Origin of the sequence: Paenibacillus puerhi, from assembly GCF_009846885.1 — a bacterium.
GTDB lineage: Bacteria > Bacillota > Bacilli > Paenibacillales > NBRC-103111 > Paenibacillus_G > Paenibacillus_G puerhi.
The window spans coordinates 100,889-125,102 of record NZ_WUWM01000022.1 but is presented as its reverse complement, the minus strand read 5'-3'; the positions used below and the strand labels follow the sequence as shown (position 1 = coordinate 125,102).

The following is a 24,214-nucleotide window of genomic DNA, read 5'->3' as shown; positions in this document are numbered from 1 at the left end:
AACCCCCGCGTCAAGAACGCTTCAGATAAAAGTCCGCTACCTTGCGGACAGCCCTAACAATATCGTCCACATCCTGATCCGAATAAAATTCGCTGATCGGGATTTGAACTGCCGTCTGCAGGATGCGCTCGGCGGTCGGACAAAGTCCCCGCTCATACGTTGCGTCGCTCAGCTCGAAGGGAAAATGACTGCCCGGGTAAGCCTGCTTTTCCTGGAAGATCGGCTGCATGTAGCAGACATCCGGGATATATCCGGCCCGGTTCGGAATGCCTTCGGCAAGCAGCGCCTCGCAAAATTCGTCCCGGGTGCAGGTCAGCTGCGAACCGTCCAGACGCAGCATGTAGAACCAGTAGGTGCATACGTTCCCCGGGTCGACACGGGGCGGGAGGATGCCCGGATGCCCCGACAAGCCTTCTGTAATCCGGTCTCCGGTGCGGGTCCGGCTGGAGCAGATCCACTCCAGCTTCTTCAGCTGCGCGATGCCTACGGCGCCCTGCAGCTCCGTCATCCGGTAATTCGGAGCGACGGCATGCAGATCGCGCTGAACCGTAGTACCGAACCTCCGGTAGTTTTTATCGGCAAACGCATGGGCCGTATGGTAGTCGGCTTCCTCCCCCGAGTTCACCGTCACGATGCCGCCATCACCCGTCGATATATGCTTGAAATCATTGGTGCTGAAGCAGCCGTAATCGCCGATCGTTCCGACGAGCCTTCCCTTATAGCGGGTCAGGTAAGCTTGAGCGCAATCCTCGATCACTTTAAGGTTATGCCGTCTTGCTAGGTCCATGATCGGGTCCATGTCGCACGGATTGCCGGTGAGATGAACGACGACGATCGCTTTCGTCCTCTCCGTGATCCGCGATTCGATCGAACGAGGGTCCATGTTGTACGTATCGGGCTCCAGATCGGCAAAGACGGGAATCGCATTTTGATACAGAATACCGACCAGCGTGCCTTGATCCGTAATCGGACTCGTGATCACCTCATCCCCGACCGTCACGCCCGCCGCCCCCATTGCCACATGAAGGGCGGCAGTGCCAGACGAGGTTGCTACGCTATAGGTTACGCCGTACATTTCGTTAAAGTCGTTCAGAAATTGCTTTACCTTGCCGCCAAAGTGATAAAACAACGTATTTTGTTCCAGTGCCTCCAGCAGCTGCTCCGCCTCTTCCGAGCCAAACCGCTTACCGGTTCCGAAGGGGCCCGACTTGACTGGCACGCCTCCACGAATCGCTAATGCTTCCATACCGTGATCTCCTCTCAACGCTTGGTTTTGACGCATGCTGCGGCTGGAGCCTGATCGGTCCGGGCGCTCTCCGGCGTCCACTTGACGCACGGGAAACCGAAGCGCTTCACCGCGCCTTGCGCCTGCCGCCCATCCTGCCGGGGCACGCTGATCCGCAAGACCCCTCCTGCCGGCAGTTGCTCCAGCACCGGACGACCCATCGAATCCGTGCCGATCCGCGCCGCCCTCCTGGACTGCTCCCAGCGGGCAATCTGCTTCCCGGTCCAGAAAACAAAGCCCTGCTCCTTCGCCAGCCGGATCACCTCGCGAATGGCATCTCGTACCTTCGGCTGCTGCAAAATATGCGTCTGATGGAAGAGGAAGTGGGCGACGCCCCGAACCCGGCCGACCTGCTCCAGAAACGGAGCCACGACCGACAGATCCGCCAGCGAGCTGTGCTCCAGATCCTGCGTCAGGAATCCGATCTCCAGAACCGCATACCTCCGGTTGCGCTCATCCGCCCAGGCTACCGGGTAATACGGATGGCAGGTGCCGAAGGGAAAGCCGATATTCCCTTTCTTGCTAGGTCCGCGGGTTTGGTCGCTCTCGATCCCTGCGGCTTCGCACCACTCGAACAATTCTCCCCAGCCCTCGTAGCGGGTGTAATGATTTTTATTGGATACGATTTCCTCGCCGGTGGTCGATTGGATAAAGGCCAGTTGCCGGTCGAACTCTTCCTTGCTCCACACGCCGTTCTCTTTTTCCAGCGCATTGTAGTGGAAAGCCAGCTCATGTCCCTCCGCTTTGACCCGGTCATACACCTCGGATGAATAACCCGGCTCGATCATGCACCACGTCGATGTCACTCCGGATTCCTTCAGAACATCGAGCGTAACCAGCGCCGACTCGTCGATGTTGAGGTCGCTGTCGTGAGAGATCATCGCTACCTGCTCGATGCCATCCGGCCAATAATCGATGAAGGGAACCGCAAGCCCCCGGTCCGCAGCCTCTCGAATAATCTGTTCAATCAGCAGCTCGCGCCACAGATCCGCATACGGAACGGCGTAGTAAGCCATGCCGGTAGACGTCGTTCTCCGGTCAAGCGTCCAGTCCAGCTCGCAGCGGTCGTCCGCCTTCAAGATGCCCTCGTCCAAATTACCGCTTCCATCCGGCGCGGGGATGCCATCCTCATAGACCGGTCCTCCGCCTTGCTGCAGCATGACGATCGTCTCGGGAATATTCACATTCCACCGGATGAGCTTCCCTTCCCCCAAGGCAAACTCCAGATAAGCGGCTCCGGTGACCGGACCATCGGCAGAGCCTGAGCGAAGGCTCCCTACAGCCTTAGCGTTGGCAGCAGCGGAGTCCGCGCCTGCCGAAGCATGCCACGACTTCGCTCCCAGCGCGCGAAGCGGATAGCCGTCGGCGGCCGTACCGGTTGTCGGCAGCTCGGCATAGACGGCTTCCTTGCTAACCGTCTCCGTGCAGCCCAGACTGCCGGCCATCCGGTTCAATCCGGCATAAGAGATCAGTGTCCCGCCCTTGCGGACGTAGTCCTGGAGCTGCTGGATGGAGCTGTCTCGCTCGTCGCTAAGCGCTACAAGCAGCACATCGGGCTTGAAGGCCTGCAGCGACTCCTGACTTTCCAGCCTTTGAAAAGGAAGACCCGCATGGGCCAGCACCTCTTCCAGGTAAAGCTCGAATACATTTTGACCATACCGCCATCTTCTCTCCGAAGGATCCGGGTCGAGCCAAATTCCGATTTTCGCGATGTTTGTCATGGGTCTCACTCCTGTCGTAAAGCTTGCTCTCTGTAGTCAATAGGTTAATCTGATAAAAAGAAAAGGGGCCTGCCGCCCCTTTGAGGTTTCTGTTATCCTGCTATTTAAACAAAGCCTTGGGATCCTTGTTTTTGATATTCGCGTTGTATTCCTTGACGATATCTGCGCCGCCCTTATCCATATACTCCTGGACAAGCTTATCCCAATCCGATACCGGACGGTTGCCCGCAATCATCTTGACCTGCTCGTTCATCACATATTTTTTAAGCTCGGCACCCTTCGCCACATCGGCCGGAGAATCCAATCCATTGATCGGGTTCGCATACAGCTTGGTTGTTTTATACATCTCCTCGATGCCTTTTACCAGATCGACCAAGGGCTTCGTTTGGTACGTGCTCGCATAATTCACGTCGGTATCCTTGGCTGCCCAGCTGGCGTTGTCCACGAAATAAGTCGATGGCGCCAGTCCGTCGGAGGCAAAATTCTTAGCGTTGACCGGAACGCCATTTTCCATCGTATAGCCTGTGCCAACCTTGCCGGACCACCAGTCAAAATCGGCATTTTTCTCATTTTTATCCGCATCTGCATAGAACTTGCGGCCGAATTCGTGAAGCTCGAAGATCCGCTTCAGCTTCTCCGGTTCTTTGGCCAGCTTGGCGCTCAGCACGACCATGCCGTTATAGCCGACGCCCGATTGGAGCCCGCTATTGCCATACGCATCCGTGAAAGGCGCCAGATGCACGAACTGGGCATTCGGATGAATTTTCAGCAGGCCGTCCATGTAAGCCTGGGACATCCCGCGAGGCGTCCCGATGAAGATCCCGGCCTTGCCGGAATAAAACTCTTTATTCGTATCGGCCCAGTTCAGAACGGCATAGTCCTTGGTGATCGCCCCCTCCTTATACAGGTCGGCCATCATCTGGACGGTTTCCTTTCGTCCCGGCCCGATGATGCCAGGGATGAAGTCTCCGGCCGCATTTTTATGGTACCAGGCATCCGGGTCCCAGTACGGTCCCTGGTTGTAGTTCGGATTAATGTCCAGACCCATCGCCATGCCGTAGGTGTCGGCTTTGCCGTTCTTATCCGGATCCTGTTTCGTAAAGGCGATTGCTACCTGCTTGAGCTCCTCATAATTCGTCGGCACCTTGAGCCCCAGGGCATCCAGCCAATCCTTGCGAATGACCGTTACGGTCTGGTATTTGGGCGAGTATTGCGGAATGGCGTAAATTTTCCCATTGACTCTCATCGAATCCCAAACAAAGTCCGGTACCACCTTCAGGGACGGATAGTCCTTGATGTAATCGTCCAGGGCCAGGAAAGCGCCCTGCTTGGCGAACTTGCTGTAGCGGTTTTTCAGATCGGTGGACATAAAGCCGACCATATCGGGAATATCTCCCGAAGCAAAGGTCGCGTTGATCTTCTCGTCATAAGCCGTATTCGGAACGAATGTGATCTTGTAGTCGATATGAAAGCGCTCGTTGATCATCTTCAGCCCTGGGCCATCGCTTGGAGGCGGATCTCCGTACCGGTAGTCAAGCGCGGTGATCGTGTAGGTGGCTGGTGCTCCGCCCGCCTCGGGCGTCCCGGTTGCAGGCGGAGTCGCTTCCTTCTGTGAACAAGCGGCTGTACCTACGGCAAGAAGCGCTGCCACCGTTGTTAATACAGAACGTTTTTTATTCATGATTTTACCCCCGTTTTGTTAGGTTTATTGGGATGAAACTAGAAACACCTTTTGGGATAAATCTGCCTGCCTCTGTCTGCACCGGCCGGGTCTACCAGGATCAGCCCTTGACGGCGCCGAGCATCACACCCTTGGCAAAATGCTTCTGCAGGAACGGATACACCAGCAGAATCGGCAGCGTGGCGAGCAGGATCGCGGCCATCTGGATCGTCTCCGGAGGAGGAGGATTCTCCACGAAGGAGTCCGCCAGCGTAGCCGTCGACTCGCCCATCACGACAATTTGCCGCAAAATAACCTGGATCGTCCATTTCTCCGAATCATTGATGTACAGGATCGGAGCAAAGTAATTGTTCCAGTGCGTGACCGCGTAGAATAAGCTGAAAGCGGCCAGCGAAGGCTTGGATAAAGGCAGAATGATGCGAGAGAAGATTTGCAGCTCATTGGCTCCGTCGATAATGCCCGCCTCCGTCAAGTCATCGGGGATATTAATGAAAAACTGCCTCATGACGATCAGATTGAAGGGCGTAATCGCCACCGGCAGAATCAGGGACCATATCGAATCGAGCAAGCCGGTTTCTTTGACAACCAGGTAAGTAGGGATCATCCCTGCGGAGAACAGCAAGGTGAAGACGACCATGAACATGACGGTCTTCTGACCGATAATCGGACGGGATAGCGCGTAGGCCATCGTTGCCGTAAAAAACAGGTTGACGGTCGTGCCGAGGACGGTCACTAGCACCGTGTTCATCAGCGAACGGCGAAACGCCTTCGACTCCAAAATATAAGAGTACGCATCGGTCGTCCATGTAGACGGCCAAAGCAGCAGCTTGCTGCCCAGAAAGTCCTCATAGGACGAGAACGATACGGAGAACAAGTACAAGAAAGGAAACAGCATCACACAGGAGATCAGAATCAGGATCGTTATATTTACGGCGTCGAACAGCCGGTCGAACCTCGTTTTGTGGTTCAAGGGTTTCACTCCTTCAAGCTTTCCTAGCATGCCTTAATAAACGCCCTGCTCGCCAAATCGCTTGGCCAGCTTATTGGCCCCGATGACCAGCACCAGGCCGACAAGTCCCTTAAAGACCCCGACTGCCGTCGACAAACTGTAGTCGGATTGCTGAATCCCTTTGTAATAGACAAAGGTGTCCAGCGTATTGCCGATTTCCATATTGAACGGATTGAGCTGCAGGAACACCTGTTCAAATCCGACCTCCAGCACATCCCCAAGCCGGATAATGAGCAGAATGATAATCGTACTGCGGATCGCAGGGAGCGTAATATGCCAGATTTGACGCATTCGGCTTGCTCCATCCATCACGGCTGCTTCATAGAGCGCGGGATTTACCCCCGCAAGGGCCGCCAAGAAAATGATCGTGCCCCAGCCCGCTTCCTTCCAGATGACCTCCGCTACCAGAAATGCTCGGAAATAGTCGGGGTTCGTCAGGAAGGGAATCGTCTGCTCCGCACCCATCGCATGGATGAGAACATCATTGACCAGCCCTTCATTTCGGAAAAAAATAGTCACGATCCCGACAACGACGACCCAGGACAAAAAATGCGGCAAATAAATAATGGACTGCATGACCCTTTTGATTGAAGAGCGGGTTACTTCATTCAGCATCACTGCCAGTACAATCGGAGCAGGGAAGGCAAACACGATCTGCAGCGCCGAGATGACCAGCGTATTCCAGAGCACCCTTATAACCTCAGAGTCCTCAAAAATACGCGCGAAGTTTTGCAGCCCCACCCACGGACTGTCCGCCATGCCCAGAAATGGACTGTACTCCTTAAATGCTATCGTGATGCCGAGCATCGGAACGTACCGGTACAGGATAAAATAAAGCAGGCCGGGCGCTAGCAGCACATAAATATAACGGTCCTTCCAAAGCCTGGCTCTGATGCGTCTGCCTCTTCCCTCTGTCGTGCGCGGAAGTAAGGCCATCTTCGGAGCCGGTTCGTCTTGCTGATTCGTTGCAGGCTGTCCTATTGCGGTATTCAAAGACTCATCCCTCTCTTCTTTCCTTATACAGGCCAGGCCAACCTATGCTCGCCGGGGGGCAGCGTCCTTACTTGCTCCTCTGCACCTGCCATTTCAAGCCTGATCGTAATCTCCCTGTTCTGGACGTTCTGTATGATCCATTCCTCCGCCTCCCAATCGATGAGAAGATTGGCCGGCTGATCGGACCGGAACTCTAAGACGGAATCAACCTTCCATTCCACTGCTGCCCATGCCGCCGCTTGCGCGAGCCGTAAAGAAGCGCTTACATCTGATAGGTAGGACAACCAGCACATACGGCCTTGAAGCAGACAGCCTCGATAGGGAGCGCCCTGCCTAACGCCAGGGCTTGACGGTTGCAGCAGCACCACATCCTCATAGCCTCCGTCCTCCCGCAGGGTCATCGCCAGCGTCCTCGACTCTTCAAGGATGGTTCGGTCGGCAACCGCTATCGTCTCCCCTGTGGCAGAAGGCTTGAGAAGCGTAACCAGCTGCTTGCCGGTGCTGCCGTCCGGCTTACCGGCGATTGTCAGGTAAGGTCCGTAGGACTCAGCGCCGGGGTATTCCTTGACCTTTATGCTGCATGCGAGCGGAAATATCGCTTGGAGCTGCACAGAGGCCTGCTTCCCCCGGATGACCGCCACATCGCGCTGCAAGCTATCGCCCGGCTTCAAAGCCCGGTTCTGCTCATAAATATCCGACGTCGTATGGAACAGCAGCTCGGGCTCATCCAGAGGCTCGTGCACCTCCGCTTCGTCCCATATCAGAAAGTACGAGCGACGCAGATGGATAACCGAACGGCGGAAGCTTTGCAACAAGTCCCCGTAGCTTTCGGAAGCATCCCCTCGCACAATCTCGCAGCCGGCCGACAACCAAGCTTCGGCAAGCTGCCCTCCGCCGTAATTCGGCTGGCCCTGCCCATTGATCAGCAGGACGTTATGCCCGACTGAGCCTGTCGTATAATCCGCCCTCGGACCCGGCACGTAATCCTGGTAGCCCGGGTTCGTGAGCAGCCACTCGCCGGCCGCATTGAGCACCACATTGTTCTGATCCCGGTGATTATGCCCGTTGTCCGACCCGCTTGAGGTAAAGCAGAGCAAGTGATCGCCCGGCCCCCAACCCGTTCTCAGAGACGCCCAGCCGATCGTAGGGAACACCTTCGAGAGCTGATCCTTAAAGTACTCATCGGGATGGACCGCTTCGGGCAGCCGGCGTACATGCATAAGCACCGCCGACCGTTCCGCTTCAAACTGCTGCAGGTACCACATAGCGACCGGATGCAGATGACGGGAAGCAAGCATCGACATTATACAGGAAACATCCAGCTTCAGAAAGGAGTCCGACAGGTTAGGAAAGCTATTCGCGCCGCCAGGAGACAGCATACGGAAAAACCGTTCCGGCAGCACATCCTTCAAGTAAGGGTGCTCGCACAATACGGGATTCCCCGTTACACGACCGTACACATCCGCAGCCATCCAGATATGACGTGCAGCTACATTGTCGTACAGCAGCCCTTCCGTTTGACTGGACAGGACCTTCCTGTCCAGGAACGAGAGCAAATACTTGAGAGCCGAATCCATATACTTGGCGGCATATGGGGTATCTTCACGGAGCGCAGCCGCTCCGAACATCATCGCCACCTGCTTGGCTGCGATGATATTGTGCATATCCGTACTGCCGATATCGATAGCCAGCGGTTGAAGACCCAAGACTAGCAGCGCCTCTGCAGCCGCTTGCCGTTCCGGCTCTGCAAGCGTATCGCGTATGGCGTCGTAAGCCGTGGCCGCTCCGATCACGAAGTGGGCGTTGCTTAGATTCCCTTCCGCGCCCCGATGATCGAATTCATACCATTTGCCAAAGTCGGCAAGCCCCCGTATATACATCTTCACCCGCTCGGCATACGCCCCTCCCCTGTGACCAGATAGGCCGTCGTTAGCGTAACCATTCTCTCCTCCACGGCTCTGGAAAACATGGTCCAGTACGGATAGTCGACGTAGCCGTCGGGGTTCGGGATGATAGCGGGCTCTTTAAGCGGCAGCTTAACGTCCATCACATCAGATACCGACGGATATGTAACCTGGAACCCGCATTCTAGGACGTACTCATCCGCTTGCCGAAGATAGCTTTGCCAGAGCCTTCGGAAATCGATCCCGCTGGCCGACTCCCGGCTGATCCGAGCCTTGAACTCCGATAGCTCATCCGCAGAAAACAATAGGCGGGGACGCATGCTCAGGTCCAGCTTGCGGTCCGCATTCGCTTGAGCCATGACGCGGATCGTCCAGCTGCGAGTCGAGCCGGGGTCTCCATCCTTCGGAATCGCCCGTATCTCCGTCACGCCCGGCTTGATTCCGGTGAGCCTGATTCCGTCTACCGCTACGATAGAAGGATCGGCGCTTTCGATGAGCCACTCGGAATGCTCCGCATGCAGGCTGTTGCTTTCCGCGTCCACCATTCGCAAAGCCAAGTTGCTTGATTCGCCAACCTCCAATAAAGTCGGCCTCGATACATGATGTTGGTTCATTAGTACGTATGCCTCCTTTACTGGCCCTGATGTCGTAATCCTGGTAGAGCGATCTGAACATAATGTAATAATGCAGCACACAGGAGCGGTGGCGGGGTTACGGTTAACGGACATGTTGGAGGCTGTCAATTCATTGTGAGTAACTGAGTTGAAACGTTCTGCTTTCGTTAACGGACCTCAGCGTCTCTATTTGCAGCATTTTCTCGATATTGAAAATCTAACGGACTCAGATGACGCTATTTGGTGCATTTCTGCCCATTCTATGCGGTTTTGACGTAAGTAAGGTCGTCTGTGTCCGTTACAATTTGAACAGGCCCCATTTTTGTGAAATAGCGACTGTGGTGTCCGTTACGATCAGCCTTTACTTAACTGCGCTGCCGTTCACAATGAATCGACAGCCTTCACCATGTCCGTTAGCCGATCCCGCGATACCCATGCAGGTATTGCGGACAAGTAACGTTACTTCGAGAACGTTCTACTAAGTGACCACAGCTATAGTCAAGGAGGCGATTGTCAGGAAAGCTAGACAGGCGCTGCCTCGTTTGCAGGAATGAAAGCGGATACTTAACATACTTGTATATTACCTGTATACATATGAATTTGTCAATCCACTTTTTTTATGACTTGTCCCGCCCACCCATCGGTTCCTCGTGAAGCCATTGCGGCCATCCGCTTCCCTAGCTGCTTGTTCGTCTCGCAGAGCTGCCTGCACCCTGTCGATCGGTCCTGACTGGATGACGGATTGGCAAAGAAGTTACGGCAAGTAGGCCTTTCCCGTTGTGGGAAAGGCCTACACCTGACTGACCGCGCGCGCCGGAATTACCGGCTTCCGCCGGCGGTCGTACCGGAACCTGTACCTGTACCTGTACCTGTACCTGTACCTGTACCTGTACCTGTACCTGTACCTGTACCGGTACCGGTACCGGTTCCAGTGCCAGTACTGGTTCCAGTTCCAGTTCCAGTACCGGTTCCAGTTCCAGCTCCAGTGCCAGTACCAGTACCGGCTCCGCCTGCACCGCCCGTACCGGTAGTGCTCTTGGCTCCGGATGTACCTGCCGGAGTCGACTTGGTCGGCTCCGTCGGGGTCGCCTGCTTGCTTCCTGTCCCCGCGGCGCCTCCGTCGGCGCTCCCTGTCGAACCCGTCGCAGCGCCTCCGGTCTGTCCGGCTGCCGGTACCGGCAGCTTCGGGCCGATCGCAGGCTCCAAAATAACCGTGCGCGTAACCGTCTCCGGGCTGCGGCCGTATTTATTTTCAGCCTTGACGGTGATCGTATTGATTCCCGAGCTGAGCACGATCTCCCGGGTTACGGCGCCTTGGCCGGCTAGCTCGCCGTTGACATAAATGTTAGGCATCCGGTCGTAATCATCCGAGGCCTCCGCTTTCACCGTGACGAGGTCGACTGACGTACGCTCCGGCAGCTCGGATACGTGCAGCTCGGGAACGGGACGCACGATGAAGGCCGCCACCGGCGTCCAGATCATCGGCACCACGATCAGCAGAATGATCGCTGCTACAGACGCCAGCAGCAGATGCTTGCGGTTGCGCAGCAGCAGCCGCTGCCAGCCTGGCGCCTGGCGGGCGCTGATGTCGCGGAACAAGGCGGCAAAGGCCGTGTTCGGCAAAGCCGTCAAGCGCTGCCGGAGCGGCTTCTGACGCAGCGCGCCGTTATCGTGGCGGTCGAAGTAACCGTTCAATGCGGCGCGGTAATGCGGATCGATGCCCCCGACCGTTCCCATAAACCGTTCGTCCGACGAGCTCCATTCTATAAAGTCATAGATCGTTTCCTTGCTTCCTGCGAATTTGGCCAAATAATCGAGCAGCGGATCGAAATCGAAGCTTCCCCAGCCCCCGGCTTCCCCGCCTCCTCCTTTATAGAAACTAAAGGTTACACCCGAGAAGGCCGAGCGGGTAACCCCGCTTCTCCAGGCATCGCGCAGGAAGGCCTGGGCTCTGTCGAGCTCCAGCGGCCCAAGCTTCGCCATAGCGGCGCTAGCCTTGGCTTCGCCGCCCCGCTCCAGCGTCAGTACCCGGTATACCGCTGCCCAAAGATCCAGCGTCAGCCGGTGCCCCTTGCCGAGATGAGGCAGCAGCTCAGGCGCGGGCGGGTCCAGCATGAACGTAAGACGCTGGACATGCTCCGGCTCCAGCTCGGCCAGCGGAACTTCCTCGAGCAGCATCAGTTGAATCTCCAGCTTCAATAGCTCGCAATAATCGGCGTAGCGCTCCAAGCCCTTCTGCTCCGAAAGCTCCTCGAAAAAACGGAACAAAGCCGCCGCAATATCCACCTTCCGGCCGGAGGCTTCTTTGGCGAGCAGACGTTTCACGGCTGATACCGTTTCGCCCGCAAAAAAATGGAGGGAAAGCGTGTCCGCATTCGTCAGCCAGAATGCGAGCGCCGTCTGCAGCGGGCGTGCGCCGTCGATTCGTCCCAGGGCAAAGGCCGCACAGCCCTCCGCAGTCCGCGGCGAAAGGCTGGACAGCTCGCGGAAGACGGTCCGGAACAGTTCCGGCCGACGCTTGAGCGGCTCCAGCAGCGGAGCGGTCGCCGCCGTATCTCCGCCGGCGGCAGCCCGCATGACGAACAGCGCCACAGCGCGGCAGAGCAGCGCAAGCTCGCCCCGCTCCACCGCTTCCTCGCAGTCCATCATCGCTTCGATCAGCTGCGCTTCGCCGCTTCGCTTGACATCTCCCGTTTCCAGACGGAGCAGCCTCACCATCAGCTCATGAAGACGCGGTTTGCCGGATGCTTCCGTTTCTCCCTTCATATAGGTGCCCAGCGTGCGCCATGCCCGCACCCGGTCCGCATCGTACAGCGCCTCTCCTCCCGGTCCGCCCTGCTCGATCAGGAACAGCGTGGACAGGTCCTCGTAGGCGGTCAAGGATAGAGACGCGACTGGCTCCATCCCCGATAGGGCCTGCTCGCAGAACACAAACAGCTCCTCCAGCCGCTCCGGCTCGCCGCGCAGCGTCCAGATCGTCTCCAGCCATCGGCTTGCAGCCGCCGGAGACTCAGCGCCCGTCAGCCTGCCCGCAGACAGATCGAACAGCATTTCACGCTCAAGCTGCCGGTCGGACTGCCGTAAGGCCCCCCTCTCCAGGAAGGTCACATGCAGATGCTGCTTCCCTTCCGGCTCTCCGGCAAAGGTCAGAACGCCCAAGCGGCGGCGGAACGCATACGGCAGGCAGCCCCACAAGAGCGACAGCAGCTTTCGGGCATCCTTCTCGGCCTTGGCCGGTTCTTCGTCCAATACGATGTACACCTTGCGGCGATTGGTCACGGAAGCCATCATCGAGACCAGCAGCAGCTCGAACGTCTCGCGCGTCAAGCGAAGCCGATCTAAGAGCTGGTCGGGCTGCTCATGCTCCGTATGATGCGGCGCTTCCAGACGGGGTGGCTCCTGCAGCTCCGGAAGCGCCTTGCCATCCGCTGCATCATGCTGCACGGCAAATTCATCGATGGCGAACATTCGCTCAGGATGCCTCAGCCACTCTTCTTTTCTCGAAGCGGGCACCACATATTGGTGGGTAAAAAAGGCGCTCCGCTGTCCGGTAAAATCTGCCGGCACGAATACGGTTTGACCGATGACCAGGTCCCCGTTATCCGCATGGTATACGGCGAGGGCTGCGGGATACTCCGCCTCGCCTGTCGTCCCGCCGTGATCCGGCAGCTCGCGCGGCCCTTTGTAGGTGCAGTAAGGATGAAGCGCCGACTTGATGAACAGCGCATCCAGTCCTGGCGATACAGCGACGGTATCGAAGCCTTCATTGGTCCGGAAAACGCCCTCGCGCGCGCGCGTAAAATAATGCTGTTGAATGCTGCGCTGTCCGTTCGAGGTCACGTGGCATCTCTCCTGTCTATGTAGTCAAGCTGGTTCAGCAGCCAGATGAACGGCTCATCCACCCGTACCGGACTGATCACGCCCGTCACCTGACGGTTCACGGGGTTGGTGCCCAGAGCCGATACGGCGAAATACGCCGTGTTGCGGAAATAAACGTCAACCGCATCCTTGAAGGGGCGGTCCACCTTTTCGATGAAACGGCGAATCTCGCCGTCGATATTTTCGAACTCCGTCCTATCCAGGTAGCCCCGGTGTCTTACGTCGCGGAACACATTGCTGTTGGGCTGGATATAGTCGCTGTCCTCCTCCTGCAGATGCTGCAGCATATCGCTCTTGGTGAGGACGATCGCGGTCGGAATATCCGTCTTGCCGCTTTGCTGATGCGAGATGAAATTCTCGTAGAGAGAGATCACGACCTCCCTCGGCTCATCGTAGCGGCTGGCGAATTCCCCTTCCTCCTCGCCCAGGTTCAGCCGCATCTTATCGCGGATCGTCCGTACCTGAAGCGGGTCCACCAGAAACAGAATGCCCGAGGAGTTCTTGATATGGGACGCATAAATATCCAAATAGTCCCGCTCCACCATACCTTCGCCCGCTACATCGAAAAATACGAGCAGCAGCGGCGGCTTCGTCTCATCCTTGAACACAAACTGGAAAATAAACGGCTCCTGCTGTTCATTGGGGTTCGTCGACTGCAGCATGCTGCCGCGCTCGAAGATCGGCTCGTGGTAGTAATGGCGGAATTTACGGGAGATATCGGCGCTCAGCGGCATGCAGGCCGCCTGAAAATGAGCGGCTGTCTCGGTCTGAAGCGTATGGATAAGCGAGGTCATATATACCGACTTGCCCACCTGCGAGGCGCCGACGATCGAAATGATATTGCTCGGCACCTGCCCCGCCGTAATCGGCAGCTCGTTGTGACAGTTCGGGCACAGCCGGCGGCGCGTCGTCACGCCGTAACGGTCCGTGACCGCGACCAGCACCTGGCCGGAATAAACGCGGCTGTCCTCGGGGATCAGCTCCGGATCGATCACGGCCTCCATATCGGGCAACGCCAGCCGGAACTTGCGGCGCCATTCGTTCAGGCGCTCATCCTCCTGCAGGGCGAATTCGTCATCGTTCTCCTTCACATGAGCGGCGCGAAAAACGACGTCCCCCGGCTCGCACTTGGTGAAGCAATATGGACAAACGATACTGTAAAACGCCGGCCGTTCTTTGACGGGCGCCTTTTTGTCGAATAATTGTTTAAAAAATTCCAGCATGCACATTCCCCCTCGCAACATAACTTGGCTTCGCGCCCCCCGCTATCCGAAGCCCTATTCAGGGACGACCTCGAATTGATCTCCGAATATTTTTCCGTCCGACAGAAAAATACGCAGCTGCTCGGACCGTCCCACCTGAATCTCCGGCAGTTCGCTCCGCCCTGCGGGCAAATCCCGCAGCAGCGGATACCGGGTGCCGTCATCGGGATGCAGAGGCACCGCCCCCTGCTTCTTGACATAGCAGAGCGCCTCCTTCGGCACCGGAATTTCGCAGTGCAGCCGGATGCGGGCCGACCGGTGCCTGCCGAACCAGCCGAGTCCATACTGGATGCCGTAGCGGATCTTGGCGCGGCCCCCGCTGACGCGGGCAAGGTTATCCGCATCGCTCTGACGAAGCGCCGTCAGCTGCCCTTGCTTCATCACGCAGGCATAGATGCGAAAGTAACGGGCCCCGATAAAATCGGCAGGGAGCCGGTACCCGCCGCGAACCTTGTATTCTTCTCTCGTATACAGCTTCATGCGCTGCTCGTCCGGCTCCCGCATTCCTTCCTCGCCGCCGGCGCCGAAGCTGTGGATGTATACATATTGGATGTCTGCAGGCCACTGCCACGTAACCAGACAATCCCCTTCCGCAAGTCGGGAAGCGGCCTTCGTAATGCGATGCCGGTCATCCGGCGCTGTCCACAACATCGGTATGCTCCTTCCTAGGTCTTCGCAGTTGCAGCGGCGTGAAAGTCGGCTTCTGCAGCGGACAGGTATTCAGGCGGCCTGCCTCGCTTTAGCGAAACCGCCTGCCCGTACGGTCGGCAGGTCGGGCGCCCGAGCGTTCCGGCAAACGGCTGCCGCCCCCGCCCCGGCGGAAAGGAGCGAGGCCCGCGCCGCCATCGTTCTCCTTGACCGCGAACAAGACCGTAGAGAGCGTCAGCGCCAATGCCAGCAGCAGGTCAGCCCATAACCGTATCCAGGCGGGCTCCCGCGCAGGCAGGCCGCTTTCAAGGATAAGCCCGGCCAGCAGGCCGGCAACAAGGCCCCCGAACAGGAAGCTTTTCGCCAGATACCGGTTATCGAACACGATGCCCAGCGCCAGTCCGAGCAGGCCGCCTATTACGAGCAGCGACGCCACACGCAGCGCGGCTCTGTACGGACTGTCGGACGAAGCCCCGGTGCGCTCCTCCAGCAGATGCCAATGCTGTTGATTCGCATAAATATGTCCGATCGCCGCCGCAATCCCTTCGGCCTGTTGAACATGCCTGTACGTGCCCCCTGTCGCCTCCGCTAGCTGCTGAAGCAGCCGATTGCCCTGCTCGTTGCCGGCCGACTCCAGTCCGACGGTATGAATCCCAAAGTTCTGCGCGATGTAAGGCGCCGTAACCTCTGCCAGATTCATGGCGCTGTAGCCGTCCGAGATGAGAATAACAGCGCCGCGGCCTTCAGCCGTGCCGGATGACCTCATCTGCTCCATCGCCTGCCCAAGCGCCTTGCCGATATCGGTCTGGCCGATCGGTTCGGGCGCGCCCGCCAGCTTATCCGCAATCTCCCGGCGGGCCGCCTCGGTTCTTAGAGAAGTCAGCGGCTGCAGCCATGTCGTATTCTCGTTGAAGATGGCTATGCCGACCCGTTTGTCATCCGACATGCCGGCCACCAGCGACGAGGCCGCCTGACGGCTCTGATTGCCCGGGTCATTCTGCGTCATGCTCTCCGACGTGTCGAGCAGCAAGATGTAGTCCTTGGGGGCAGCCTTCCTGCCGATGTCAAGGCCGTATAGCCATTGAAACAGCGTTCCCCCGGCAAATAGCAAAAGCAGCGAGGCAGGGACCAGCCATTTCCAGCCGTCCCCCGCATACCGCAGCTTCCAGTTCGCTCCGTTGAGCCGTGGCGTTATCGTCTCGGCAAGCAGACAGCCGGCCGTTACGAACAGCGCGAATATTCCGAAATACAGCCCCATCAGCACCGTTTCATGCAGCGAGCCGGCCAGTCGGTCCAGCATCCACTCCCCTGCCGCAAACCCGGCCAGACCGCCCGCCAGACCAAGTCCGACAAGCAAACCGTTCCATTTACGCCGCTTCACCGGACATCCCCTCTTTCTCTATCGTCTCTTTGCGTGACGGATTCCCCGGCTTCCGCTCCCACACCGGCCGCGTTCGACGGCGGCGATCCGGACCCTTCTTCTGCGCGGGGTTCCCACTCTTCCCTGTGAAACCGGTAGCCTCCAGCCTTATACGTATCGTAAAATCGTCTGCCGTTGCGATAGAGCATCAGATCGTCGCGCCGGAAGCCGCCCATCAGCCTCAGCTTCTCGACTCCGCTGCTGCGTCCTTCATGCACGCAGCCGGGCTTGATCCCGGTCAGGTCTCCGGCCTCCAGGGCGTACCGGACCAGCTCGCTGCCCGCATCGCCGAACAAGTAGCTTTCCTCATGCCGATGACGGTGAGTGAACCGGTACACATCCACCCGCACCGCCGACTCCATGTCCAGCGCGCGGCATAAATCCTGGTACAGCTCCTCCTTGGTGAGCGCCTGACGATTGTCGTAGCTGACCGTTACGTTCGCCCGCTCCAGCAGCTCCCTTTCGAAAGCCTGGCTGAACAGCGGATGAGAAAACCAATCGGTATGCGCAGTCTGCATCAGACGCTCGAGATATGCGTCGTCCCCCTGCTCCAGCAAGGCCGTCAGTGAGCCCATGCGCCTTTCTCCGAACTCAAAGCGCTCGCCCAAGCGCGACTCCAGCTCGGCAGCGATCAGATCGACCGCCTGTCTGTAATACTCTTCGACGTTGCGTCCCATCTCGTCGCTTGCCTCCAGAATCCGAAGCCGGCATGCCTCCTGCAGACGCTTGCTTATCGCTTCCAGCCGATCGATATACCTTTTGAGCAGCGCGTGAAGCTCCTCGAGCATATGCTCGTAGCGCAGCAGCAGCTCGCGCTTCATCTCCAGAAACAGCAGCTCGCGCTTCAAGCCGTAGACCCGGTCCAGCAGCGCGCCGACTGTCGTCTTCAAGCTGGCTTTTCCTCCGCCGAACAGGCCGAACATCCCGCTGCGGGCCGCGGGCAGCCCATCCGCGCTTTCTTCGTAAAGCGCCTCAAGGTCCTCGCGTCCCGCTGCCAGACGCCGGTCATTCTCCAGCCGCCATTCGCGTACAGCGCCCGTCAGGCCATGCCGCTCTTCCGGCGAGGTCCAGCGGTAGGCGGCCCAAAGCCCATAGCGCGGGTCCTCGACCAGCCGCTGCCATACCGTCTGGCGCAGCCGCTCCGCGGGGCCGCCCGTGGACAAGCCTTCCTTCAGACGCTGGCTCTGCCGTCCGAAGAAATCCCGCGCATTGCTGCCGAACAGCGCATTTTCCGCCTGGCGCAGCGTTCTTCCGCGAAGCTCCGCGGCGGACAGCGGCTCATACAGCAAGCCGTGCATCTCCTCCACCGGATCGGGTACCCTGTCCATAGCGGCTTGCACAAGCGCATCCGTCTGCCCGGCGTCCAGGCCGACCGCTTCGAGCAGCTCCCGCCCGCTCATGCCGACCCCGTTGTCCTGCAGCAGCCTTAGCAGACGGCGATGCAAGGAGAGCAGCACCGTCAGGGCTACGGCCCGGTCCGGCCGCGTCACCTCAGCTAGACCCGCCGAGGCATAATAGGCTTCCTCCGCGCCCGGAGGCATCATATTTTGCCGGAACAGCTGATGGTTGTAAGGATTGAGCCGGATCTCCCCATCGGCCGTCTGTCGGCAGCGCAGAAAGCTGAGCCGGCAGATGATCCGGCTGCATGCCTCCGTATCGTCCTCCGCATACAGCCCCCGCTCATCCTTATCGCCCAGCATATAAGCGGTGTCGAACAAGGGGGCCGGCCCGTGAGACGTCGGCAGCTTCAGTCCGTCGCTCGTTACCTGCAGATCGGCTTCAAACCGGAAGGTTCGGTGCTGCAAGCGATCCAGCTCGTTTAGAAAGGCTACGCTCAGCGCGGCATCGTAGGCATAGTCGCTCTGCGCTTGCTTCTCTCTCAGCAGCGTGAACAGATCCGCCGATACGGAGCGGAAGCTTTCGCCAAGCACCGATTTCATCAGCACGGTCAGCTCGGGCAGGACAGCGTTGGCCGGGTCCTCGGCCCGTGTAAGGACGGCGATATGTACCTGCATCAAGGAACTGTACAAGCGGCCCTTCTCGCCGATCCGGCCGACAAGCCGGCGCAGCAGCAGGTTCAGCTCCTGCAGCTTCTCCGCATCGTCCTCCAGCGTCCGGGCCAGCCTGCTTCGGGACGAGCGCTTGTCCCCCGCTTCCGTGGCAGGCACAGGCGGCTGCCAGCACAGCAGCTGGCTCTCGGCCGGGCCTTGCGGCTCTCCTGCGCCTACATATACGTACATGACGCCATCCGGATGAGTCCACTGTGCCCGGTTCTCCTCATACAGGCGCTCAAGCGCCGTCTTCGATCGTTCGCCGACGATGAGGAAGACAAGCGGATGCCGAAGCGTTCTTCGTTCCTCAGCACCCGGATCACCGCCGCCCATCGCTTGCGCATAGGCATCCGCAAAGGCCGCGAGACGCTCCTTCATGCTCAAAACCTCCTTGACCGGACACGCGGTCCGGCCGTTATCTGCTATTTCAGACTGCGTACCATTTCATTGACTTTGACGGCGAGCTCCTTGTAGAAGCGGTACATCTCCTCGCCATCCGCATAATCGCCGCGGTCGTAGTCGAGCGCCGACTTCGCTTCCTGGTACACGCCTGCCATCTCCTGCAGCTTGGCGACCAGCTCAGAAATATCGTCCGATGCCGTCAGCTGCCGGATACGGTCAGCAGTCTTGCGCTGCAGCTGCGCGAGCTGCTTAGGCTCCAGCGCCCGCAGCTTGCCGTACATCTCAAAGTCGACGAAGCGCCCGGCCTGCATGACATTCGCGAACGGCTCCCATGCATCCTCCTCGGCGCCGTGATCATACACATATAGCGCGCCGCGGCGCCCGATCGTGCCGGTATAAATCGCTTCGATGTATTGCTTCATCAGGCGCTCTTCGTCCTGATGGGCGGCGAGCACCTTCTCCAGCTCCTCCAGCCGCTCGCGGATCCGCTCGTATTTGGCGAGCTCCTCGCGAACCTGACGAAGCTGCTCCGGCGAACGAATCAGGTTCTCCTTCGCCATCTCCTCGCTGACGCTGCCAAAAATATCCTTGATGCTCTCCATCTCGAGCCCATGCTCGAGCATAGCGCGCAGATCGGTGACGCAGCGCTTCACCTCGCCGAGATTCGGCCGCGCCTCCTGCAGCTGCATCCCGTATCCGGCCAGCTTGCGCTCCAGATCAAGCGCTCCCGTCAGCACGCATTCATAACGGTGAATCGTACCGGAATCAGCCGGTTTTTCACGGATAACGCCCTGCTTGACCGCCCGGTCGAATACGCCCCGAACCTCCGCATTGTAGCTCCGTACCCGGCCGTTGACATAGGTATCGCCCCACGAGCGCTCAGGAATTGGCGACGGCAGGTAGGTCCAATTGACCCGGTCCGTCTGCACCAGATGGCGTCCGATGCCTTCCGGCTCCAGTATCGAGCGCTCGTAGCTTTCCTCGTATACCTTCAGCGGCGTATAGAGGAACAGCGGAACGCCATTCTGCGTGTTCAGCCAGAAGATTCTGTTTTTCACTTCGCTCTCCTTGATCGTGAAGCGCGAGTTGGCTATCGCATTGTCCTGGAACGCCTTGATTCCCTTGAATATATTCGGAGCCTTCACCGGAACCGACACAAACCCCCATGATGGGAAATTGAAATGCCCGGACGAATTCGTCAGATGGAAGACCGGCTTCGCTTCCTCATACAGGCGGCCTGCGATCCGCTGCTCGACCAGCTTCTCGATGGAATCCTCATGTCCGTACTGAATAACCAGATAGTCTTCCATCGACTTGGTGATCAATTCCCCGAACTGCTCGGTGAGGAAATCCGAGATCGAGCCGACGATATCCACCTCCTGCTCCTTCACCCAGTGGTTGGCCTTGGCCAGCAGCTCCTGTGTGAAGTCCCGGATCAACTCCTGCGAATTGCGATCCTCCGTCATCCGGCTGATCATCTTCGCCATATCCGGTACGCTGACCACGTTCCAGTAATACGTCTTGTTGCCTTTATGGTCAACCTGCTCCTCGCCGTTCAACAGCAGATTCCCGTTTTTCTCAAAGATCCGGTTCAGCTCGTTCAGCAGCTCCGTGAACACCTGATAGATCCGGGAATTGTCCTGGTTAATCAGCGTGTACAGGTCCTCGTAAAATTCGATCATCTGCTCCATCCGCTCCCGGTCGGCATGCAGCATGTACTCTTGGATTTTCGCTTCTATATAGGCGTCCTTCTTGCGGTCCTTGGAAATAAACGCGCTCTTGGCTTCGCCCAGCTTCTGCAGGGAGCTTTCCTGAGCCGCCTCCAGGTCCTGCGGCAACCGCAGCAGATTCTCCTTCAGGGCCTCGATGTAGGACGAGATCAGCTTCAGCAGGCAGAAGCCCTTATCCTGCAAAATAATGCGCGACGCATAGAACGGCCCCTGCTCCGGATGGAGGAACACCCGGGTGATCTGCTCGGTGAAGCGCTCCTTGATTTCGCCGGGGAGCTGCTTGCGGCATTTGATGTATTCCTCGCGGGCCCGCGACAGGTAGCTCTGCTCAAGCTCCGTATCGACATGGACGACCTGCTGCTTGACGACATTCGTGTAGCTGAGCCGTTCGCTGTTCTTGTAGCCTGGCAGCGGCTCCGGCACCCGCTTGTCGAATTCCCTGTGGACCGAGTCCGGGTCGAGCGCCAGCTTATGCGCCAGCTTCTCGACATCCTCCTGCGTTGGTCCAGCCTGGAACATTTGATCCATGCGCTGGAATACCTTGTACGCGAGAAATGTCGTCATTTCCTCGATCGGAAGCACAGCGGAGGACGCTCCCAGAATATTATACTGGTAGTTCGCCGCATATGCCTTCGGCATCTGATTGATGTTCGTGCGGATGTTGCTGATATAGTCATGAATGGCGAACTCCTCGCCGGACGCCTTCTGCTCGCTCGCCATAAAGTTGGTGATGTTCTCCGCCGTCACGTTCATGCAGTAATCATAAGCGTTCTCCAGCAGCTTGCCCTCGAGGTTCGTTGCCGAGATCAGATGCGCCAGATTGAACGGCGGCATCGGCGACTGGACGTTCAGAATGTTCGCATACTGCTGGCGAAACCTCTCCCCGCGCTCGTCTACGTTCATCCAGTAGTCGAGCTCCTTGAGAGCGGCGTAGCCGTTTTTCTTGATATATTCGCGCGAATGCTCGGTCAGGCTTTTGTTGGCCAGGTTGACGTCGGGCGTGAACAGGTAGCCGAGAATACCGACCTTATCCACACCGGCCGAGCCGTAGTCGCGCTCGAGAATCCCCCTCACGATGTAGGAGATATCGAGGAAGCAGCCGCTTCCGGTTCCCCCGGACAAGCCTGTCAGCATGAAGACCATCAGCTTCTTGTTCGTGCCGACCATCAGCGACTTGATCTTGCGCTCGATCGTCTGCACGACTTGCACGATCTTGGTGAACAGCAGCAGCCGTCCAGCTTGACGAACCCCGGAAGCGCCGTTGATTCCGTCGGTAATCGTCAGCTCGGGGGACAGCCATTCCTTGATGTACGGCTCCAGAATACTGCGGTTCTGCAGGACGCTGCCGATCTCGGCATTGGCCAGCAGGACGAACTCGGTCATCGGATCGAGACCGATTCCTTTATAGCGCTTGCCCCGGTCATGCTCATTCGTCTCGAAGGCTAGAAATTCGATGTTGTCCGGCTTCTCCCGCTTTTTCTTCGTATGCGGGTCCTCCGGCAGCTTGAAGCGGCGGTTTACCTGATACTTCAGACGCAGCAGCGCATCGATGCCTGTGCCTCCGAGCCCGATAACGAGCATCGGATTGTCGATGGTGTCGACTCTGATCTTCTCGCTGACGATCCCTCCGCCGAGCGATACGTCAAGCTGTTGAATATGTTCTCTTACGACTGCTTTCATCGTGCAACCCCTCCTGTGGGAACATTCACTTGATATATTCGAGCGTCACCGAGCGGTGGACGCCGCCCAGCATGATGCGGATTCGATCGCCGGCACGCAGCTCCTTGCCCTGCGCCGCCTCCAGCACCCGGCCGCCCTTCTCGATGACGCAGGCGGTTCCGTTCTGCAGCAGCAGGCTGTCGCCAGCCGAGGGCCGGAAAACGATGTCGCGGGTCTCGGCAAATTCGGGAGCGAGCTGGAGCAGCTGATGCAGCGTGACCTTGCCTTTGAAGGCATTCAGCTTGCGGTATTGCGGCGGCGTCCGCTCGCCCGTGTCCTCATCGCGCACCTCGATAACGACCTGGCCGACAAAGCCCTTGTTAGCCTTGCGCCACATCGCCAGCCCGTACAACGCCGCAGCGGCAACGACCAGCACTCCGGCCAGGATCGCCGCCCAAGCTCCGGCGCCCATCCCCTTCTTAGCGGCCTCGCCAGCCTGGACAGGCGGCGACGGGGCAGGAGCCGAGCCGGAGACGGCAGACAGCTTGACCGGCTCGGTCTCCCGAACATAGCCCGCGTCCTCCGCCCTCACCTTCAGCTCGTACTCATGGGAGTCCGGAAGCTTATAGCTGCCCGAGATGCCCTGAGCGCCGGAGGCAAGCGGAATCTCCTCCGACTTGCCGGTCTGCAGATCCTTGACGACAAGCGCCGCCTTCAGGTTTTTGTACAGCCCCGCATCCCCGACTTTCTGTCCTCCGGACTCCAGATAGGCCGCGACTGCAACATCTTCCCCCCGTTTCCACGTCTTAGAGGGCAAAGGTTCCATTTGAAGCTTCAAATCATAGTTGTAAACGAGACTAATCTTGATCTTATCCTTAGGCAAGCCCTTGACCTGCAGCTTCCAGGATCCCTGCCCGGGCTGGACGATCTTGAGCAGCGTATAGGCCTTAGAGGACGTATAGACGACCTTGTCCGAAGGAATGGCTACCGCCGCGCCTTGAGGGTCCGCCAGCTTGACCTCGACCGGCGAGCCGGACATGAGCGAGATATTCGCCTCCCGGACGCTTGCATTCGGAATATCGATGCTGACCTCCTGGAAGGCGCCGTTAGCGGTCAGCTCCTGTACCGGGACCACCTTCAAATTCAGATGCCGGGCGTATATCTCGCTCAGTATGCCTGGCAGGTCCTCGGCCGAGCTGGTCACGAACGACTTGGCTCCCGTATCGCTTGCGATCCGCTCCAGCACCGTCTTGTTGAGCTGACCGTCCGCGTTGAGCCCGATCGTATAGACGGGAATTCCGCCTGCCTTGGCCTTCTCCACCGCGGAGGCAAGCTCCTTGTCCGATTGTTCCTGCGTCCTGCCCGCCGGGAGCGAGTTATTGCCGTCCGTCAGCAGCACGACAACCGGCGTATGGGCAGGATCGGCGCCGTTCTCCAGCACCTTCACCGCCTCGCTCACCCCGACGGCCAGATCGGTATATGGTCCCCGGTCGAGCTGGTCGATGAAGGTCTTCAGACTCTGCTTATCGGCCGCCGTCTTCATCTCCAGCAGCGCCTTTTCGCGCATAATCCGGTCCGTATAAGCGACGACGCCGATTTTGTCGCCCTTCACGGACGCCATATCGACGAACAGCTTGACGGCCTCGAAGCTGACTTTGTTTACGTCGCTTTCATTCATGGATGTGCTGACGTCGACGGACAGCACGGCATCCATTCTCACATCGCCCGCAGGCGTTGCAGCCTGCACGGACGCGGCTTGAAGCGGCAGCCAAGCCACAAGAAGCGGCAGTATGATGCGCAGCCCTAGTTGTTTTATATTCACAGCGGTTCATTCCTCCATCGTTAGCGTCCTTCGCCCTCGGACGCCGCTCTTGTAGTATTTTGCCGGTTACGGTTGTACAATGTATAGGACTATCGTTAGTAACTTTATATATTATCTGGTCCTAAATTGAAAGG

The 24,214-nt window shown here is 58.3% G+C and carries 14 protein-coding genes; all 14 read right to left on the bottom strand.

Annotated features, from left to right (window positions below):
* Positions 1-10 precede the first annotated feature (10 nt).
* The 14 genes from GSF01_RS19570 to GSF01_RS19505 all read right to left on the bottom strand — a co-directional run bounded on the left by GSF01_RS19570 (position 11) and on the right by GSF01_RS19505 (position 24,080).
* The gene (locus GSF01_RS19570) at positions 11-1,246 is read right to left on the bottom strand and encodes a DegT/DnrJ/EryC1/StrS family aminotransferase (protein WP_159886974.1); all 1,236 of its coding nucleotides are present in this window, start codon (positions 1,244-1,246) and stop codon (positions 11-13) included.
* A gap of 14 nt (positions 1,247-1,260) precedes the next feature.
* The gene (locus GSF01_RS19565; protein ID WP_201305439.1) at positions 1,261-3,006 is read right to left on the bottom strand and encodes a polysaccharide deacetylase family protein; all 1,746 of its coding nucleotides are present in this window, start codon (positions 3,004-3,006) and stop codon (positions 1,261-1,263) included.
* Between the two features lie 100 nt (positions 3,007-3,106).
* Entirely contained in the window at positions 3,107-4,687 is a 1,581-nt protein-coding gene (locus tag GSF01_RS19560) for an extracellular solute-binding protein (RefSeq protein WP_159886973.1), read from the bottom strand.
* Between the two features lie 100 nt (positions 4,688-4,787).
* The gene (locus GSF01_RS19555; protein ID WP_159886972.1) at positions 4,788-5,687 is read right to left on the bottom strand and encodes a carbohydrate ABC transporter permease; all 900 of its coding nucleotides are present in this window, start codon (positions 5,685-5,687) and stop codon (positions 4,788-4,790) included.
* Between the two features lie 3 nt (positions 5,688-5,690).
* Positions 5,691-6,632 carry an ABC transporter permease gene (locus tag GSF01_RS19550; RefSeq protein WP_159886990.1) on the bottom strand — a complete coding sequence of 314 codons (942 nt, stop codon included), beginning with the start codon at positions 6,630-6,632 and terminating at the stop codon, positions 5,691-5,693.
* An 80-nt stretch (positions 6,633-6,712) separates the two neighbouring features.
* Positions 6,713-8,569, bottom strand: a complete 1,857-nt coding sequence (locus tag GSF01_RS19545; protein WP_235941625.1) for a heparinase II/III domain-containing protein — start codon at positions 8,567-8,569, stop codon at positions 6,713-6,715.
* A 2-nt stretch (positions 8,570-8,571) separates the two neighbouring features.
* Positions 8,572-9,207 carry an Ig-like domain-containing protein gene (locus GSF01_RS19540; RefSeq protein WP_159886970.1) on the bottom strand — a complete coding sequence of 212 codons (636 nt, stop codon included), beginning with the start codon at positions 9,205-9,207 and terminating at the stop codon, positions 8,572-8,574.
* Between the two features lie 819 nt (positions 9,208-10,026).
* Positions 10,027-13,047: a GAP1-N2 domain-containing protein gene (locus GSF01_RS29390; RefSeq protein ID WP_201305438.1), complete on the bottom strand. Its 3,021-nt coding sequence runs from the start codon at positions 13,045-13,047 to the stop codon at positions 10,027-10,029.
* A complete protein-coding gene (locus tag GSF01_RS19530; RefSeq protein ID WP_159886969.1) occupies positions 13,044-14,309 on the bottom strand; it encodes a TRAFAC clade GTPase domain-containing protein in 1,266 nt (421 codons plus the stop codon). Before GSF01_RS19530 ends, GSF01_RS29390 begins: the two co-directional genes overlap by 4 nt.
* A gap of 54 nt (positions 14,310-14,363) precedes the next feature.
* Positions 14,364-14,999: a hypothetical protein gene (locus GSF01_RS19525; RefSeq protein ID WP_159886968.1), complete on the bottom strand. Its 636-nt coding sequence runs from the start codon at positions 14,997-14,999 to the stop codon at positions 14,364-14,366.
* Between the two features lie 88 nt (positions 15,000-15,087).
* Positions 15,088-16,377: a vWA domain-containing protein gene (locus GSF01_RS19520; protein WP_159886967.1), complete on the bottom strand. Its 1,290-nt coding sequence runs from the start codon at positions 16,375-16,377 to the stop codon at positions 15,088-15,090.
* Complete coding sequence (locus GSF01_RS19515; RefSeq protein ID WP_159886966.1) at positions 16,374-18,845, bottom strand: hypothetical protein; 2,472 nt, start codon at positions 18,843-18,845, stop codon at positions 16,374-16,376. The genes GSF01_RS19520 and GSF01_RS19515 overlap by 4 nt, the downstream gene beginning before the upstream one ends.
* A gap of 44 nt (positions 18,846-18,889) precedes the next feature.
* The gene (locus GSF01_RS19510) at positions 18,890-22,279 is read right to left on the bottom strand and encodes a tubulin-like doman-containing protein (protein WP_159886965.1); all 3,390 of its coding nucleotides are present in this window, start codon (positions 22,277-22,279) and stop codon (positions 18,890-18,892) included.
* 25 nt (positions 22,280-22,304) lie between these two features.
* The gene (locus GSF01_RS19505) at positions 22,305-24,080 is read right to left on the bottom strand and encodes a vWA domain-containing protein (protein WP_159886964.1); all 1,776 of its coding nucleotides are present in this window, start codon (positions 24,078-24,080) and stop codon (positions 22,305-22,307) included.
* Positions 24,081-24,214 lie beyond the last annotated feature (134 nt).